Source organism: Streptomyces sp. L500, from assembly GCF_054551825.1.
Map to the genome: position 1 here is coordinate 150,350 of NZ_JBTOLC010000004.1, position 17,243 is coordinate 167,592.

The 17,243-nt window shown below is 74.6% G+C and carries 13 protein-coding genes; 9 read left to right on the forward strand and 4 right to left on the reverse strand.

Translation table 11 applies throughout. The features are described 5' to 3' along the window. The first annotated feature begins 44 nt into the window (after positions 1-44). On the forward strand, positions 45-455 hold the full coding sequence (locus ACX9I7_RS07110) for a cobalamin B12-binding domain-containing protein (RefSeq protein WP_126915607.1): 411 nt from the start codon (positions 45-47) through the stop codon (positions 453-455). Here ACX9I7_RS07110 and ACX9I7_RS07115 read toward each other — a convergent pair. Next, on the reverse strand, positions 443-2,068 hold the full coding sequence (locus ACX9I7_RS07115) for a DUF5691 domain-containing protein (RefSeq protein ID WP_459386814.1): 1,626 nt from the start codon (positions 2,066-2,068) through the stop codon (positions 443-445). The two genes, ACX9I7_RS07110 and ACX9I7_RS07115, sit on opposite strands and share 13 nt — an antisense overlap. Before the next feature lie 86 nt (positions 2,069-2,154). Then, positions 2,155-3,510: an SWIM zinc finger family protein gene (locus ACX9I7_RS07120; protein ID WP_459386815.1), complete on the reverse strand. Its 1,356-nt coding sequence runs from the start codon at positions 3,508-3,510 to the stop codon at positions 2,155-2,157. A 128-nt stretch (positions 3,511-3,638) separates the two neighbouring features. Here ACX9I7_RS07120 and ACX9I7_RS07125 point away from each other — a divergent pair, with 128 nt between their 5' ends. The 6 genes from ACX9I7_RS07125 (at position 3,639) to ACX9I7_RS07150 (ending at position 13,082) form a co-directional block, all read left to right on the forward strand. Further along, positions 3,639-4,739, forward strand: a complete 1,101-nt coding sequence (locus ACX9I7_RS07125; RefSeq protein ID WP_459386816.1) for an ATP-binding protein — start codon at positions 3,639-3,641, stop codon at positions 4,737-4,739. A 26-nt stretch (positions 4,740-4,765) separates the two neighbouring features. Then, a complete protein-coding gene (locus tag ACX9I7_RS07130; protein WP_459386874.1) occupies positions 4,766-7,483 on the forward strand; it encodes a DUF5682 family protein in 2,718 nt (905 codons plus the stop codon). Further along, positions 7,480-8,643 (forward strand): VWA domain-containing protein, encoded by a 1,164-nt coding sequence (locus ACX9I7_RS07135; protein ID WP_459386817.1) that lies wholly within the window; start codon positions 7,480-7,482, stop codon positions 8,641-8,643. The genes ACX9I7_RS07130 and ACX9I7_RS07135 overlap by 4 nt, the downstream gene beginning before the upstream one ends. 319 nt (positions 8,644-8,962) lie before the next feature. Beyond that, on the forward strand, positions 8,963-10,138 hold the full coding sequence (gene sucC / locus ACX9I7_RS07140; protein WP_387575246.1) for an ADP-forming succinate--CoA ligase subunit beta: 1,176 nt from the start codon (positions 8,963-8,965) through the stop codon (positions 10,136-10,138). Positions 10,139-10,160: 22 nt separating this feature from the next. After that, positions 10,161-11,045, forward strand: a complete 885-nt coding sequence (sucD, locus tag ACX9I7_RS07145; RefSeq protein WP_126915613.1) for a succinate--CoA ligase subunit alpha — start codon at positions 10,161-10,163, stop codon at positions 11,043-11,045. Between the two features lie 198 nt (positions 11,046-11,243). Further along, positions 11,244-13,082 carry a cell division protein PerM gene (locus tag ACX9I7_RS07150; protein WP_459386818.1) on the forward strand — a complete coding sequence of 613 codons (1,839 nt, stop codon included), beginning with the start codon at positions 11,244-11,246 and terminating at the stop codon, positions 13,080-13,082. 35 nt (positions 13,083-13,117) lie between these two features. Here ACX9I7_RS07150 and ACX9I7_RS07155 read toward each other — a convergent pair whose 3' ends face one another. Further along, a complete protein-coding gene (locus ACX9I7_RS07155) occupies positions 13,118-13,903 on the reverse strand; it encodes a hypothetical protein (RefSeq protein ID WP_459386819.1) in 786 nt (261 codons plus the stop codon). 280 nt (positions 13,904-14,183) lie between these two features. Between ACX9I7_RS07155 and purN the strand changes: the two genes are divergently transcribed. After that, complete coding sequence (purN, locus tag ACX9I7_RS07160) at positions 14,184-14,810, forward strand: phosphoribosylglycinamide formyltransferase (RefSeq protein WP_358627506.1); 627 nt, start codon at positions 14,184-14,186, stop codon at positions 14,808-14,810. Positions 14,811-14,821: 11 nt separating this feature from the next. Continuing rightward, on the forward strand, positions 14,822-16,375 hold the full coding sequence (purH, locus tag ACX9I7_RS07165; RefSeq protein ID WP_189453566.1) for a bifunctional phosphoribosylaminoimidazolecarboxamide formyltransferase/IMP cyclohydrolase: 1,554 nt from the start codon (positions 14,822-14,824) through the stop codon (positions 16,373-16,375). Positions 16,376-16,428: 53 nt separating this feature from the next. On the opposite strand, the gene ACX9I7_RS07170 is transcribed toward purH, so the two are convergent. Continuing rightward, on the reverse strand, positions 16,429-17,088 hold the full coding sequence (locus tag ACX9I7_RS07170; protein WP_189453077.1) for an RDD family protein: 660 nt from the start codon (positions 17,086-17,088) through the stop codon (positions 16,429-16,431). Positions 17,089-17,243: the final 155 nt, after the last annotated feature.

The window sequence follows — 17,243 nt, forward strand, 5'->3', positions numbered from 1 at the left end:
GCGGCCGGCCGACGGCACGTACACGCACGTACAGGGAGGCAGTGATGGGAGTGACCGGTCCGATCCGCGTGGTGGTGGCCAAGCCGGGGCTCGACGGCCACGACCGCGGCGCCAAGGTCATCGCGCGGGCGCTGCGCGACGCCGGCATGGAGGTCATCTACACGGGGCTCCATCAGACGCCCGAGCAGATCGTCGACACGGCGATCCAGGAGGACGCGGACGCGATCGGCCTCTCCATCCTCTCCGGCGCGCACAACACCCTCTTCGCCAAGGTGATGGAGCTGCTGAAGGAGCGGGACGCGGAGGACATCCAGGTCTTCGGCGGCGGCATCATCCCCGAGGCCGACATCGCCCCGCTGAAGGAGCTGGGCGTCGCGGAGATCTTCACCCCGGGGGCGACGACGACCTCGATCGTGGAGTGGGTCAACGCCAACGTCCGGCGTCAGGCCGTCTGAGGCCCCCTTTCGCGCTGTCCGAGGCCCTCTTTCGCGTTTGGTCCGCTTCCGTCCGCGAGCTCCCTCCGCATGGTGGCGCGGAGGCGCAGCGTGCCGATGAGGCGCTGGTACGCCTCCGCCCAGTAGCCCGCCGCGCCATGGCCGGCGCCGTCGTCCCCCGGCCCGGCCGGGAGGACGGTGAGCGCCTCCAGCAGGTCGGCCTGGTCCGGGTCCAGACAGCGTTCGGCCATGCCCATCACCCCGCTGAAGCTCCAGGGGTAGCCGCCCGCCTCCCGCGCGGTGTCCAGCGCGTCCACCACCGCCCGGCCCAGGGGCTCCGCCCAGGGCACCGCGCACACGCCGAGCAGCCGGAACGCCTCCGACAGGCCGTGCGCGGCGATGAACTCCGCCACCCACCCGGCCCGCTCGGCGGGCGGCAGCGCGGACAGCAGCTTCGCCGGGTCCAGCCACGAGGCGCCCGTGGGCTCGGGCGGGGACGCCGCCGGGCCCAGCAGCGCCCGTGACCACTCGGCGTCCTCCTGCCGGACGGCGGCCCGGCACCAGGCCGCGTGGAGGTCGGGCCGCCAGCCGTCCGCCACCGGCAGGGCGACGGCCTCGGCGGCGCCCGCCACGCCGAGGCGCTCGCACCAGATCCCCAGCGGGGCGGCCTCCACGAGCTGGCCCAGCCACCACGAGCGTTCGCCCCGGCCCGCCGGGGGTTTGGCCACGACGCCGTCGCGGCGCATCCCGGCGTCGCACTCGTGCGGCGCCTCCACGACCACGGTGGGCCGCCCACCGGTGCGGTCCAGGGCGACGCAGGCCCTCGCCCGTTCCGCCATCCGGCCCGCGAGCGCGGACGCGGGGAGCGCCGACAGCAGCTCGGCGGCCGCGGCCCGGACGGTGCGGCCCCGGTCCGTCAGGGCCCCCTCCAGGAACGGCTCGTCGGCGGGGGAGAGCCCGTCGCGCAGCGAGTCCAGGAACATCAGCCGGTCCTCGGCCCGCTCCCGGTCCCAGGTCGTGGCCAGCAGCTCCCGGGCGGCGGCGGGATCGCGGCGCCGCAGCGACGTCAGCAGGGCCACGCGCTCGGCGAACAGGCCCTCCTGCCAGACTTGCTCGGCGCCTTCCCCGGTATCCGTCGCGGCCGGTGCCGCGCTCGACGCGGGGGCGTCGCGCAGCGCGTATCTCCACTGGGGGTTGAGCCGCGCCAGCCACAGGGCTCCGGGGCCGCCCAGGGCCAGCGCCCCGGGCCGCAGGTCGCTGCGGGCGCGCGCGGCGTCGAGCAGCCCGGGCAGCAGGTCCGCCGGGGCGCGGTAGCCGTGGTCGTTGGCGGCCGCCAGCCACTGGGGCAGCAGCTCGGTGAGGTCCGGGCCGCCGCCGCGGCGCCCCGAGCCGCTGGGGCCCGCCGCCCGCTCGGCGAGCAGCAGCGCCAGCCGCCGCCGGGCGGCCTCCGGCAGGGGCGGCCGGACGTCCTCGGGCGCTGCCTCGGGCAACGGTCGCGGCGCGGCCGGCAGGAGTGCGGCCCGGCGCTGCACGGTCCGCAGCGCGGCCTCGTCGAGCAGCGCGCCGGGGGAGGCGGGGCGGCGGTCCGTGCCGAGGAGGGCGGTGGTGACGAGATCGTCCCAGGTGGTGTTCATGGCAGGTCCTTTCGTCACAGCGCTGTCTTCCTTCGCGGGGCTGTCTTCCGTCACAGCGCTGTCTTCCGTCTCCGCGCTGTCTTCTGTCACAGGGCCACCGGCTCCGGTGCCCAGGCGAGCAGTGGTGTGAAGCCCCGGTGCCCGCATTCGCCGAACACCCGCACCGGGCGCCCGCCCGATATCGCCGTCAGCCGCCACAGGGCCGATTCGTCCCCGCCGGGCGCCACCGGGAGGGCCGACCGGCCGTCCGCGTCCGCCAGTTGCCAATCGCCGCCGTCCTGGCCGGGGACCGGGACCACCCCCGAGAGGACCACCGGCCAGCCTTCCAGCCACGGGTCGTCGCGCAGCGCCTCTCCGTACGCCCGGAGCGTCTCCTCCGCGTCACCGCCCGGCGGCGGGCCGGGGACCGGCGCCGGGGCCGCGTGCCGGGCGCCCAGCGCCGCGCGCAGCGGCCGGGCGGAGGGGTGGAAGGCGAGCTCCGCGTCCAGGGCGAGCCCGACGGGGAGCGACAGCTCGGGCGCGCGGCCCGCCGCGCCGTAGGAGAGGAGCAGGGCCATCCGGCCCGTCTCCCGGCCGCGCAGCCAGACGCGGCGTGTGACCAGCCGGCCGTCGTCGGCGTCGCGCTGGGCCAGGACGAGCCAGCGGTCGCGCACGAGCGGGCCGGAGGCCAGCAGTGACGCCGCGTCCGGTGTGACGCCCACACGTGCCCGTACCGTCGCCGCCAGGGGCTCCGGCAGCTCCGCCAGCCGGAGGAACCCCTGGTTGAGGGTGTGGAGGAGCGCGCACTCCTCCAGGAGCCGGGCGGTCCGCCGGGCCGGCGAGCCGGAGGCCGCCACGGACGCCAACTCCCGCACCCGCGCGGCCAGCCCCGGCGCCTGGGCGTCGACCATGCGGGCCGCCGTCTCCTCCCACCGCCCGTACGAGGCGGCGTCGGCCGACGCCAGACCGCTCCGCAGCAGATCAGTGAGGCGCCGCTCCAGCTCCGAGGCGCCCGCCGCGATCCGCCGCGCGCGGCGCTCCGCCCGGCGGCGCGCGGCCTCCGGGTCGGCCGGGCCCCGGGCCGGGCCGGAAGCGGCCGCCCCGGATCCGGTGGCCTCCCGCTCCCGCCGCTTGCCCAGCCACTGGGCCGCCCAGTCCGGCGGCGCCCCCTCCGGGACGACCCCCGGGCCCTCCGACCACGACAACAGCAGCCCCAGCGCGTGCTTGCACGGGAACTTGCGGCTCGGGCAGGAGCAGTGGAAACCCGGCCCCGCCAGATCCACGACCGTCCGGTACGGCTTGCCGCCGCTGCCCGCGCACTCCCCCCATACCGCGCCCGTGCGCGCCCCCGCGCCCGACCACGGGCCGGGCGTCGCGAGCTTCGCGCCCGCCGTGCGTGACGCGGCGTCAGGTGCCAGTTCCAGCACGCGTTCCGCCGTCCAGCGTTCCCCCTGCGGATTCATGTCGCCGACGGTAGGGGACCCCACTGACAATCGCCCTCGGCGCCAACGAAACCGCAGGTCAGGGCGATTGTCAGTGGGGTGGTGCAGGGTGGTTCACGCCACCCGGAACCGCACGACGAGGGGGACTTGTGACCGTGCCCGGAATCCAGACCGACGCCCTGCGCCCGCACGCCGAGGACGCTTTCGCCCACGAGCTGAAGGCCCTCGCGGCGGCCGACGACCGCCCCAGGCCCGAGCGTTGGCGGCTCTCGCCGTGGGCCGTCGCCATGTACCTGCTCGGCGGCACGCTGCCCGACGGCACCGTGATCACACCCAAGTACGTGGGCCCGCGCAGGATCGTCGAGGTCGCCGTCACCACGCTCGCCACCGACCGGGCCCTGCTGCTGCTCGGCGTGCCCGGCACCGCCAAGACCTGGGTGTCGGAGCACCTCGTCGCCGCCGTCAGCGGCGACTCCACCCTGCTCGTCCAGGGCACCGCCGGCACCCCGGAGGAAGCCATCCGCTACGGGTGGAACTACGCCCGGCTGCTCGCCGAAGGCCCCAGCCGCGACGCGCTCGTGCCCAGCCCCGTCATGCGGGCCATGGCCGAGGGCATGACCGCGCGCGTCGAGGAGCTCACCCGCATCCCCGCCGACGTCCAGGACACCCTCATCACCGTCCTGTCCGAGAAGACCCTGCCCGTCCCCGAACTGGGCCAGGAGGTCCAGGCCGTGCGCGGGTTCAACCTCATCGCCACGGCCAACGACCGCGATCGCGGGGTCAACGAGCTCTCCAGCGCGCTGCGCCGCCGGTTCAACACGGTCGTCCTGCCGCTGCCCGCCACCGCCGAGGACGAGGTCGGCATCGTCGCCCGCCGCGTCGACCAGATCGGCCGCTCCCTGGACCTGCCCGCCACGCCCGACGGCATCGACGAGATCCGCCGCGTCGTCACCGTCTTCCGCGAGCTGCGCGACGGCGTCACCGCCGACGGCCGCACCAGACTCAAGTCGCCCTCGGGGACGCTCTCGACGGCCGAGGCGATCTCCGTCGTCACGGGCGGCCTCGCGCTCGCCGCCCACTTCGGCGACGGCGTGCTGCGCGCCGGGGACGTGGCCGCCGGCATCCTCGGCGCGGTCGTCCGCGATCCCGCCGCCGACCGGGTGATCTGGCAGGAGTACCTGGAGACCGTCGTCCGCGAACGGGACGGCTGGAAGGACTTCTACCGCGCCTGCCGCGAGGTGGCCGCGTGAACGGGACCGCCGCCGCCCCGGCGCCGGTGCTGCTCGGCGTGCGCCACCACGGCCCGGGCTCCGCCCGTGCCGTACGCGCAGCCCTCGACCGCTGCCGCCCCACCGCCGTCCTGATCGAGGGCCCACCCGAGGCGGACGCCCTCATCCCCCTCGCCGCCGACCAGGACATGCGCCCACCCGTGGCCCTCCTCGCCCACGTCGCCGGGGAGCCGGGCCGCGCCGCGTTCTGGCCTTTCGCCGAATTCTCCCCGGAGTGGGTCGCCCTGCGCTGGGCGCTCGCGCACGGGGTGCCGGTGCGGTTCATCGACTTGCCGGCGGCGCATACGCTCGCGCTGGGCGCGGGTGGTGATTCCGGGCCCGGCCCGGAGGGCGGCCGCCGTGCGGGGGTGGCTCCCGGTGCGGGGGTCAGGCCCGGCGCGGAGACCGAGCCCGGCGTGGGCGCCGAACCCGGGCGCGGCCCGGAGGGCGGTAGGGGCACGGAGAGGGTCCCCGGTGGGGGAGTCGTGGCCGGTCTGGGGACCGGCCCCGGTGTGGGGGGCACCCCTGACGGGGGCGCCGAACCCGGGTGTGGTCCGGAGGGCCGTACGGGCGCGGGAGTCGTCCCCGGCCGGAGGACCGGCCTCGGCGTGGGGGCCGAGCCTGGTGCGAAAACGGGATCCGGGCGCGGCTCGGGGAGCGATCCCGGGGCGGAAGTCGACTCCGGCGAGAGGATCGCCCCTGGCCCGGGGGCCGAAACCGGCCCCGGCGCCGAGCCCGAGGGGGCCCTCGGCCCCGCCGGGATGGCGCATCCGCGTACCGATCCGCTCGCCGTGCTCGCCGGGGCCGCCGGGTATGACGATCCCGAGGTGTGGTGGGAGGACGTCGTCGAGCACCGGCGCGGGGAGGGTGACGCGCTCGCGCCGTTCGAGGTCGTCGCCGAGGCCATGGGGGAACTCCGGGCCGCCCTCGGCCAGGAGGGGGACACCGACGCCATCCGGGAAGCCCACATGCGGCTCAAGCTTCGCGAGGCGCGGCGGGAGTTCGGGGGTGTCGTCGCGGTCGTGTGCGGCGCCTGGCACGTGCCCGCCCTCGCCGAGCGGCGGACCGTGGCCGTCGACCGGCAGGCGCTCAAGGGCCTCCCCAAGGCCAAGGTCGAGATCGGCTGGGTGCCCTGGACCCACCGGCGCCTCTCCCGCCACAGCGGCTACGGCGCCGGCATCGCCTCACCCGGCTGGTACGGGCATCTCTTCCGGTCCCCCGACCGGCCGGTCGAGCGCTGGATGACCGACGTCGCCCGCCTGCTGCGCGCCGAAGGCCACCCCGTCTCCTCCGCGCACGTGATCGAGGCCGTGCGGCTCGCCGAGACCCTCGCCGCGATGCGCGGACGCCCGCTCGCCGGGCTCGCCGAGACCGTCGACGCGATCCGCGCCGTGATGTGCGACGGCTCCGACGTGCCGCTCGCCCTCGTCCGGGACCGGCTGGTCGTCGGCGACGTGCTGGGCGAGGTCCCCGACGCCGCGCCCGCCTCGCCCCTCCAGCGCGACCTCGACCGGCAGCGGCGCACGCTGCGGCTCAAACCCGAAGCGGCCGCGCGCGACTGCGAGTTCGACCTGCGCAAGGACACGGACGCGGCACGCAGCCGCCTCCTGCACCGGCTGCGGCTGCTCGGCGTCGACTGGGGCGAGCCCCTGCCCTCGCGCGGCGGTCTCGGCACCTTCCGGGAGAGCTGGCGGCTGTGCTGGGAGCCCGAACTGTCCGTACGGATCGCCGAAGCCGGCGTGTGGGGCACGACGGTGGAGAGCGCGGCGACCGCCAAGGCGGAGTCCCTGGCGCGCGAGGCCACCACCCTCGCCGGGATCACCGGCCTGGCCGAACGGTGTCTGCTCGCGGGCCTGCCCGACGCCCTCCCCGTCGTCATGCGCGCCCTCGCCGGCCGAGCCGCCCTCGACCCGGACGCCGGCCACCTCGCCCAGGCCCTGCCCGCCCTCGTCCGCTCCGTGCGCTACGGCGACGTACGCCGCACGGACACGGCCGCCCTCGCCGAAGTGGCCGCAGGGCTCGCCGAGCGCGTCTTCGTCGGCCTGCCCGCCGCCTGCGCGGGCCTCGACACGGACGCGGCGGCGGAGATGCGCGGTCATGTGGACGCCGTGCACCAGGCCGTCGCCCTGCTGGCCGGGACCGCCGACGAGCCGGAGGCCGTCACCAGCCCGGCGACCACCCCCGGCCTCCGGGACCGCTGGGCCGCCGTCCTGAAGGTGCTCGCCGAGCGGGACGCCCTTCCGGGCGGGATACGCGGCCGGGCCACGCGGCTGCTGCTCGACGACGGACGCCTGCCGCACGAGCGGGCGGCCCGGCTGATGGGCCTCGTCCTCTCTGCCGGCACGCCGCCCGCCGAGGCCGCCGCCTGGATCGAGGGCTTCCTCGGCACCGGCGGCTCCGGCGGCATGCTGCTCGTCCACGACGAGCGCCTCCTCGCCCTCGTCGACGGCTGGCTCACCGCCGTCCCGCCGGACGCCTTCACCGGCGTACTGCCGCTGTTGCGCCGCACCTTCTCGGCGTTCGAACCAGGCGTACGGCGGACGCTCGGCGACCGCATACGACGGCACGGCACCGCAGGCCCCGGCCCGGACCCGTCGCCCCACGGCGCACCCGCCGGCTTCGGCCCGGCCCTGGACCCGCGACGCGCCGCGGCCGTCCTGCCGACGATGCGGCTGCTGCTGGGAACGGGCCCGGAGACGGTAACGACAGGAGGAGAACCCGTATGACCATCGAAACCACCGCGGACGCGGAGCGGCTGCGCCGCTGGCGGCTCGTGCTCGGCGCGGACACCGGCGGGGCCCTCGCCGCCACCGACGCCGCCATGGACCGGACCCTGGAAGCGCTCTACGGAGGCGGAGGCGGGGGCGGCGCCGGCGGCGAGGCCGGCGGCCCGCGCCGGGGCGGGCTCGGCGGGTCCGCGCCACGGGTCGCCCGCTGGCTGGGGGACATCCGGACGTACTTTCCGGCGTCCGTCGTTCAGGTGATGCAGCGGGACGCCGTCGACCGCCTCGGGCTGTCCGCCCTGCTGCTCGAGCCGGAGATGCTGGAGGCCGTCGAGGCCGACGTCCATCTCGTCGGCACCCTGCTCTCCCTCAACAAGGCGATGCCCGAGGCCACCAAGGAGACCGCGCGGGCCGTCGTCCGCAAGGTCGTCGCGGACCTGGAGTCCCGCCTCTCCGGCAGGACCCGCGCCACGCTCACCGGCGCCCTCGACCGCTCCGCGCGGACCGCCCGCCCCCGCCACCGCGACATCGACTGGGACCGCACCATCCGGGCCAACCTCAAGAACTATCTGCCCGCCCACCGCACGGTCGTCCCCGAGCGCCTGATCGGCCACGGCCGGGCCGCGCAGGCGGTGCGGAAGGAGGTGATCCTCTGCATCGACCAGTCGGGGTCGATGGCCGCCTCCGTCGTCTACGCGTCCGTCTTCGGCGCGGTCCTCGCCTCCATGCGCGCCCTCGACACCCGCCTCGTCGTCTTCGACACGGCCGTCGTCGACCTCACCGACCAGCTGGCCGACCCGGTGGACGTCCTCTTCGGCACCCAGCTCGGCGGCGGCACGGACATCAACCGCGCGCTCGCCTACTGTCAGTCACGGATCACCCGCCCGGCCGAGACGGTCGTCGTCCTCATCAGTGATCTCTACGAGGGCGGCATCCGCGACGAGATGCTCAAGAGGGTCGCCGCGATGCGGGCGTCCGGCGTCCGGTTCGTCACCCTGCTGGCCCTGTCCGACGAGGGCGCCCCCGCCTACGACCGCGACCACGCGGCGGCCCTGGCCGCGCTCGGCGCGCCCGCCTTCGCCTGTACGCCGGACCTCTTCCCGGAGGTGATGGCCGCCGCCCTGGAGAAGCGCCCGCTGCCGATACCCGACCCGGCCGTCTGAGCCGTCCGTCCGACCCGGCCGTCCGAGCCGCCCGAAGGGGCCCGGCTACGCCGAACGCGGCCGAACGCGTGCGGGCGTCGTCGCGATCTGTGAGCGTAATCACGGCCGGAGTGTGATCTGCGATTTAGGGACCTCCCTCCCTCGGGGATAACCTGCGAGACGGACATGCCGCGTCAACGGTGAACGTGTGCCGCCCTCGCCCGTGCTATCCCGGGGCGCAAACCCCCGGACCTTTGCGGAGATCGCGCCCTCACGCCGCCCCGCGGCACGCCCGCGCAGACAACGAACCGCGATATCCATGGAAAAGGGACGGACGCGCGTGGACCTGTTCGAGTACCAGGCGAGGGACCTCTTCGCCAAGCACGGTGTACCGGTGCTGGCCGGTGAAGTCATCGACACGCCTGAGGCGGCGCGCGAGGCCACTGAGCGTCTGGGCGGCCGTTCGGTCGTCAAGGCTCAGGTGAAGGTCGGTGGCCGCGGCAAGGCCGGCGGTGTGAAGCTGGCCGCCACCCCGGACGAGGCCGTCGCCCGCGCGACGGACATCCTCGGCATGGACATCAAGGGCCACACGGTCCACAAGGTCATGATCGCCGAGACCGCTCCGGAGATCGCCGAGGAGTACTACGTCTCGTACCTCCTCGACCGCACCAACCGCACCTTCCTCGCCATGGCGTCCGTCGCCGGTGGCATGGACATCGAGGAGGTCGCCGCGACGACCCCCGAGAAGCTCGCCAAGGTGCCGGTCGACGCCAATGACGGCGTCACCATCGAGAAGGCCCGCGAGATCGTCGCCCAGGCGAAGTTCCCGGCCGAGGTCGCCGAGCAGGTCGCCGAGGTCATGGTGACCCTGTGGAAGACCTTCGTCGCCGAGGACGCGCTCCTCGTCGAGGTCAACCCGCTCGCCAAGGTCGCCGACGGCCGCGTCATCGCGCTCGACGGCAAGGTCTCCCTGGACGCCAACGCCGAGTTCCGTCAGCCCTCGCACGAGGAGCTCGAGGACAAGGCCGCCGCCGACCCGCTCGAGGCGGCCGCGAAGGCCAAGGGCCTGAACTACGTCAAGCTCGAGGGCCAGGTCGGCATCATCGGCAACGGCGCGGGTCTCGTCATGAGCACCCTCGACGTCGTCGCCTACGCCGGTGAGAACCACGGTGGCGTCAAGCCCGCCAACTTCCTCGACATCGGTGGCGGCGCCTCCGCCGAGGTCATGGCCAATGGTCTTGAGATCATCCTGGGCGACCCGGACGTCAAGTCCGTCTTCGTCAACGTCTTCGGTGGCATCACCGCGTGTGACGCGGTCGCCAACGGCATCGTCCAGGCTCTGGCGCTGCTCGAGTCCAAGGGCGAGAAGGTCGAGAAGCCGCTGGTCGTGCGTCTCGACGGCAACAACGCGGAGCTGGGTCGCAAGATCCTCACCGACGCCAACCACCCGCTGGTGCAGCAGGTGGACACCATGGACGGCGCCGCCGAGCGCGCCGCCGAGCTGGCTGCGAAGTAAGGAACGAGGTCACTAGAACACCATGGCTATCTTCCTCACCAAGGACAGCAAGGTCATCGTCCAGGGCATGACCGGCTCCGAGGGCCAGAAGCACACCAAGCGCATGCTGGCTTCCGGTACCAACATCGTCGGTGGCGTGAACCCGCGCAAGGCCGGCACGACCGTCGACTTCGACGGCACCGAGGTCCCCGTCTTCGGCTCCGTCAAGGACGCCATGGAGAAGACCGGCGCCGACGTCACGGTCATCTTCGTCCCGGAGAAGTTCACCAAGGACGCCGTCGTCGAGGCCATCGAGGCCGAGATCGAGCTCGCCGTCGTGATCACCGAGGGCGTCGCGGTCCACGACACCGCCTCGTTCTGGGCGCTGGCCCAGGCCAAGGGCAACAAGACCCGCATCATCGGCCCCAACTGCCCGGGTCTGATCAGCCCCGGACAGTCCAACGCGGGCATCATCCCGGCCGACATCACCAAGCCCGGCCGCATCGGTCTCGTGTCCAAGTCCGGCACGCTGACCTACCAGATGATGTACGAGCTGCGCGACCTCGGCTTCAGCTCCTGCGTCGGCATCGGTGGCGACCCGATCATCGGCACCACCCACATCGACGCCCTGAAGGCCTTCCAGGACGACCCCGAGACCGACCTGATCGTCATGATCGGCGAGATCGGCGGCGACGCGGAGGAGCGGGCGGCCGACTTCATCAAGGAGCACGTCACCAAGCCGGTCGTCGGCTACGTGGCCGGCTTCACCGCGCCCGAGGGCAAGACGATGGGCCACGCCGGCGCCATCGTGTCCGGTTCGTCCGGCACCGCCCAGGCGAAGAAGGAGGCCCTCGAGGCCGCGGGCGTGAAGGTCGGCAAGACCCCGTCCGAGACGGCTCGCCTCGCGCGCGCCGCGCTGGCCGGCTGACGCCGCCACAGGTTCCGCGGCGTGGGCCCGCACCCCGGCAGGGGGTGCGGGCCCACACCCGTACGCGGAGCCTCGCGCCACGGTTGCCGCACCTGGTTGGACTAAAAGGTTCATAACCGTATTCGTTGCCATACAAGCGACACGACGGTTAAATGCCAGCTACCCGCCCGAAAGGCGCGTTCTTGGCAGCATGGCCCTGTGAGTGAATACGCCGGTCACGGCCCGTCGCCGACGACGGAGCACCGGCCCGCCGAGGCGGGCCCCGTGCTCTGGGCACCGGCGCTCCCCGGATCGGCGAGCACGGCGTTCATCGGCGGGGTGCTCGCCGCCGGGCTGGGTCTCGGCACCTTCGCCATGGTCGTCCTGGCGATGTGGATCACCTCCCCGTACCCCGACAGCGGCCCCGCCGGCGCGCTGCGCGTCGCCGCCGACCTGTGGCTGCTCGCGCACGGCGCCGGCCTCGTACGGACCGAGACGCTGGCCGGGCCGCCCGCGCCCATCGCGCTGACCCCGCTGCTGTGCGCGCTCGTGCCCTGCACCCTGCTCTACCGCGCCGCCTGCCACGCCCTCGAGCCCCCCGAGGACGCGCCCCCGGACACCCCCGGCCCCGCGCCCCGCCCCGCGTTCACCGCCATGCTCGGCGGCTACCTCCTGGTGGCCCTGGCGGCCGTCATCTACGCCTGGTCCAGCCCGGTACGGCCCGCGCCGCTGAGCACGCTGCTCCAGCTGCCGCTCGTCGCCGCGGCGTTCATCGCCGCCGGGGTGTGGACGGCCGACGGGCGGCCGGGCTTCCCGGCGCCGCCCTTCGTCCGGCGGGTGCTGCCCACGCGGCTGCGGAGGTGGTTCACCCGGGCCCGGCTGACCGCGATCGCCCGCACCGGGGCGACGGCGGCGGCCGTCCTCCTCGGCGGCGGCCTGCTGCTGGTGGGCGTCTCGCTGGCCGTCCACGCCGGGACGGCCCAGGACGCCGCCATCCAGCTCGCCCCGCGCTGGTCCGGCCGGGTGGCGCTGGCGCTGCTGAGCGTGGCGCTGCTGCCCAACGCGATGGTCTGGGCGGTGGCGTACGGGCTCGGGCCCGGCTTCACGGTGGGCGCGGGCAGCCTGGTCGCCCCGCTGAGCGCCGCGCCGGACCGCCCCGTACTCCCGCGCTTCCCGTTGCTCGCGGCGCTGCCCGAGCCCGGCGCGGCGAGCCCGCTCGTCCTGGCGGGCGCGGCGGCGCTCGCGGCCGGCGCGGGCATCGCGATCGCGCACACCGCCGTGCCGAGGCGCCCCCCGCGGGTGGGCTATGGGGAGGTCGCCGTGACAGCGGTACTGGGCGCGCTGCTGTGCGGGGTGTTGATGACGGTGCTGGCTTACGCGTCGTCGGGCGCGATCGGCAACGAGGCGCTCGCCGGCTTCGGCCCGCCGTGCTGGCGCACCGGGGGCGCGGCGGCGGCCTGGACGGCGGCCATTGGCTTGCCGGGGGCGCTGGTGGTGCGGTGGCGGCGGGGGGTTGTACGGGCCGCGCCGGGGGCGCGGGACGGGCGGGCGGAGGGCGGGGAGGCAGTGCTGACGGGGTGGCGGCGGGTCGGGTATGCGTTGGGGCTGGCGGTGGCGGTGGGGCCGGAGCCCGCCGCTCAGGTGGTCGAACCGGAACCGGGACCAGAACCGGGACCCGGCCCCGGGCCGGACCCTGGTCCCGAAGTCGACCCCGAGCCCGCGTCGGAAGGCTCGCGGTCGTTGTGGGCGGCGATGGTGGGGTGGTTCGGCTTCCGGGTGCCCGGGAGCGCGCGGCCCGCGCCCGAGCCGGAGGCGGTCGTGTACGAGCCGGAGACGTTGCCGCTGACGCCGACTCGGCATCTGCGGGACGACGCCGCCGAGGCGGCGGAGCCGCGCGAGCGGGGGCGGCACCGGCCGCCGAAGAAGCGGGGGCGGCGGCGGGGGGCCGCCGCCGCGTCCGACTGGCACGAGCCGTCGGCCCGGCGGCACCGGTGGGAGGCGCTCAAGGATTCGGGGGGCGGGCTGATGCCGGACTTCGAGCCGCGGGAGGGGGAATAGGCCCCCGCCGGAGGGGCTGAAATCAGCCCCCGACGTCAGTCCTGTGTCCCCAGCAGCGGCCGGAACTGCTTCGGGAGATGGTTCTCGCACGCCGCCCGCGACGTCTGCGTGAGCGCGTCGTCGACGCACGTGTAGTAGTCGCGGTAGACGATGTGGAAGGCGAACGTCGCCGCCACGATGGCCAGCGCCAGCCCGCCCGTGACCAGGCCGCTGACCGCCGCCGTCGTCTGGGGGCGGAAGCCGCCGGGGGTGGGCGGCGGGGCCGGGGTGTCCGGGTCGCGCGGCTTGGGCTTGGCGCGCAGGGAGCTGATGCCCCAGTAGACGGAGAGGGCACCGAGCAGCAGGGCCACCTGCGGAATGCTGAAGAGGGCGAAGAAGAAGCCCCACATGCCCGCGAGCAGCGCGTAGCGGGCGCGCCGCTGGGCCGGGTCCGTGGGGTCCCAGCGGAGGCCGCCCGGGCCGCCGGGGCCGCCCCCCGGGCCCTGGCCGCCGCCGAAGCCGCCGCCCTGCCGTCCCGGCTGCCGGCTGCTCCACTGGCTGCCCCACGCTGGACGCTCCTCACCGGGGCCCGAGCCCGAGCCCGACCCCTGGCCGTTCTCGTCGTCGCCGTCACCGGAGTCACCGGAGTGGCCGGAGTGGCCGGAACCGCCCGGGTTGCCCGACGCCGGCGTGCGCGGCTGCCAAGGGCGGTCCGGGCTGCCCTCGGGCGGCGCGGCGAAGGGGTTGTCCCGCTCCTCCCCGGCGGAGGCAGGCTGCGGCTGGCTCTCGCGCAGCGCGAGGCGCGGGAGGCGGTGAACCGCGTGGCGGCGTCGGTCCGGCATGTGGAGTGTGTCTTCCCCTGGTGTGGTCGTCCTGCACCTTCGAGCCTACGGTGACACGCTCTTTTTCCCGTGCCGTTGCCGCGCCGCCGTCCGGTCCGGTCCCGACGCTACCTCCCGTGCCCGCCCCCGTCCCGTGGGGGCGGTTCGGTGTGCCGGTATCGTTGCTGGCGGTCGGCGGGTTCGTAGAGTCCCCCGTAATCGGCGACCCTTCCGACTCGTACGACCATACAAACCGCGTCAACGCATCACCCACGCATCACCCGCGAGAAAGGGCCCCACCGTGGCCGCCCCCGCCCGCCCCGCCCGTGTCGTCGTGCTCGTCTCCGGCTCCGGTACGAACCTTCAGGCCCTGCTGGACGCCATCGCCGCCGATCCCGGCGGCTACGGCGTCCGCGTCGTGGCCGTGGGCGCCGACCGGGACGGCATCGCGGGCCTGGAGCGCGCCGAGCGCGCCGGGCTGCCGACGTATGTGTGCCGGGTGAAGGACCACGCAACCCGTGATGCGTGGGACGAGGCGCTGACGGAGGCGACGGCCGCGTACGAGCCGGACCTCGTCGTCTCCGCCGGCTTTATGAAGATCGTGGGGCGGGCGTTCCTCGCCCGGTTCGGCGGGCGGATCGTCAATACCCACCCCGCCCTCCTCCCCAGCTTTCCCGGTGCCCACGGGGTGCGCGACGCGCTCGCGTACGGCGTGAAGGTCACCGGGTGCACCGTCCACCTCGTCGACGAAGGCGTCGACACCGGCCCGATCATCGCCCAGGGCGTGGTGGAGATCAGGGACGAGGACGACGAGTCCGCGCTGCACGAGCGGATCAAGGAAGTCGAGCGTTCGCTGCTCGTCGATGTCGTGGGGCGTCTGGCCCGCGACGGCTACCGCATAGAGGGACGAAAGGTAAGGATCCCGTGACCGCCGAGAGCATGAAGCGGCCCATCCGCCGGGCACTGGTCAGCGTCTACGACAAGACGGGGCTGGAGGAGCTGGCCCGGGGGCTGCACGACGCGGGCGTCGAGCTGGTCTCCACCGGTTCCACGGCCGGCCGGATCGCCGCCGCCGGTGTCCCCGTCACCAAGGTCGAGGAGCTCACCGGCTTCCCCGAGTGCCTGGACGGCCGGGTGAAGACCCTCCACCCCCGCGTCCACGCGGGCATCCTCGCCGACCAGCGCCTGGAGGCGCACCGCGCGCAGCTCGACGAGCTGGGCGTCAGCCCCTTCGAGCTGGTGATCGTCAACCTCTACCCGTTCCGGGAGACCGTCGCCTCGGGCGCCTCGCCCGACGAGTGCGTCGAGCAGATCGACATCGGCGGTCCGTCGATGGTCCGCGCGGCGGCCAAGAACCACCCCTCCGTCGCCGTGATCGTCAACCCCGGGCGCTACGACGACGTGCTCAAGGCCGTCGCCGACGGCGGGTTCGACCTCGCCGCCCGCAAGCGGCTGGCCGCCGAGGCGTTCCAGCACACGGCCGCGTACGACGTGGCCGTGGCGAACTGGTTCGCGGAGGGCTACGCCGCCGACGAGGAGGGCGCCGGCTTCCCGGCCTTCGCGGGCGCCACCTACGAGCGCAAGAACGTCCTGCGCTACGGCGAGAACCCGCACCAGCCCGCCGCGCTCTACCTCGACCCCACGGGCGCGGGGCTCGCGAACGCGGAGCAGCTGCACGGCAAGGAGATGTCGTACAACAACTACGTCGACACCGAGGCCGCGCGCCGGGCGGCGTACGACCACGACGAGCCCTGTGTCGCGATCATCAAGCACGCCAACCCCTGCGGCATCGCGGTCGGCGCGGACGTCGGCGAGGCCCACCGCAAGGCGCACGCCTGTGACCCGCTGTCGGCCTTCGGCGGGGTCATCGCCGTCAACCGGCCGGTGACGCTGGAGATGGCCGAGCAGGTGGCGGAGATCTTCACCGAGGTCATCGTGGCGCCGTACTACGAGGCCGGCGCGGTCGAGGTGCTGTCCCGGAAGAAGAACATCCGCGTGCTGCGCTGCCCCGACGCGCCCGCGCAGGCCCTGGAGGCCCGGCCCATCGAGGGCGGCATCCTGCTGCAGGAGAAGGACCGCCTCCAGGCCGAGGGCGACGACCCGGCCAACTGGACGCTCGCCACGGGCGAGGCGCTGTCCCCCGAGGAGCTGGCCGAGCTCGCCTTCGCGTGGAAGGCCTGCCGCGCGGTGAAGTCCAACGCCATCCTGCTGGCCAAGGACGGCGCGACCGTCGGCGTCGGCATGGGCCAGGTCAACCGGGTGGACTCCGCGAAGCTGGCCGTCCAGCGGGCGGGCGAGGAGCGCGCCCAGGGCTCGTACGCCGCGTCCGACGCGTTCTTCCCGTTCCCGGACGGGCTGGAGGTGCTGACCGCCGCCGGCATCAAGGCGGTGGCCCAGCCGGGCGGTTCGGTCCGGGACGAGCAGGTGGTGGAGGCCGCGAAGGCGGCGGGCGTGACGATGTACTTCACGGGTACGCGCCACTTCTTCCACTGATCCCCGAGAACGCGGAAGGCCGCGCTCCGTGGAGCGCGGCCTTCCGGGGACGCTCAGCGCGTCCGGACGACGACCGTGCCGACGATCTTGTCGGCGAAGGTCTGCTTCTTCTCGTCCCACAGCGGCCAGAGATAGCCGAGGTAGAAGAAACCGTCGACGATGTGGCACAGGTTCCGGACGAACGCCATGCCGAAGCCGGTGGGCATGCCGTCGCGCTCGCGCAGCACGCTGATGCCCACGGCCTTCTTGCCCGGCGTCTGACCGGTCCTGCCCTGGCGGTAGAGGGCCCAGAAGCCGAGGAAGACGCTGAGGAGGAAGGCGAGCCCCATCACGACCAGGCCGCCGGTCACCAGGCCGGTCGACTGCTCGCAGTAGCCCTGGCTCGCCGCGTACGTGGAGCAGTCCTCGTATCCGGTGATCCACATGCCGGCGCCGGCCGCGATCAGCAGCAGCGTGGGAATCCCCAGGATCAGGCCGTCCAGCAGCGTCGCGCCCACCCGGGCCCACCAGCCCGCCAGCGGCGGGCGCTGCTGCATCGCGTACGGGTCCTGCGGGTAGCCGCCGTGGCCGTAGGCCCCGTACGCCCCGGGCTGCTGGGGGAACGGCGGGTACTGCGGATACGGCTGGCCCGGCTGCGGATACGGCTGCCCCGGCTGCTGCGGCGGACCGTAGCCCGGCGGGGGCGGCGGGTAGGGCGGGTTCGGGTGGGTCACCTGGACGTGTCCTTCGAGCGGTGGCTGGGTTCGTACGGGACGGCCGTGGCCCGGGCCACGGCCGCGCAATCGTAGACATACGGTCGTACCGCGCAACGTCGCGCGGGCGACTCCGACCTGAGTGGAACCAACCCCACCCGATCCGCGAGGATGTG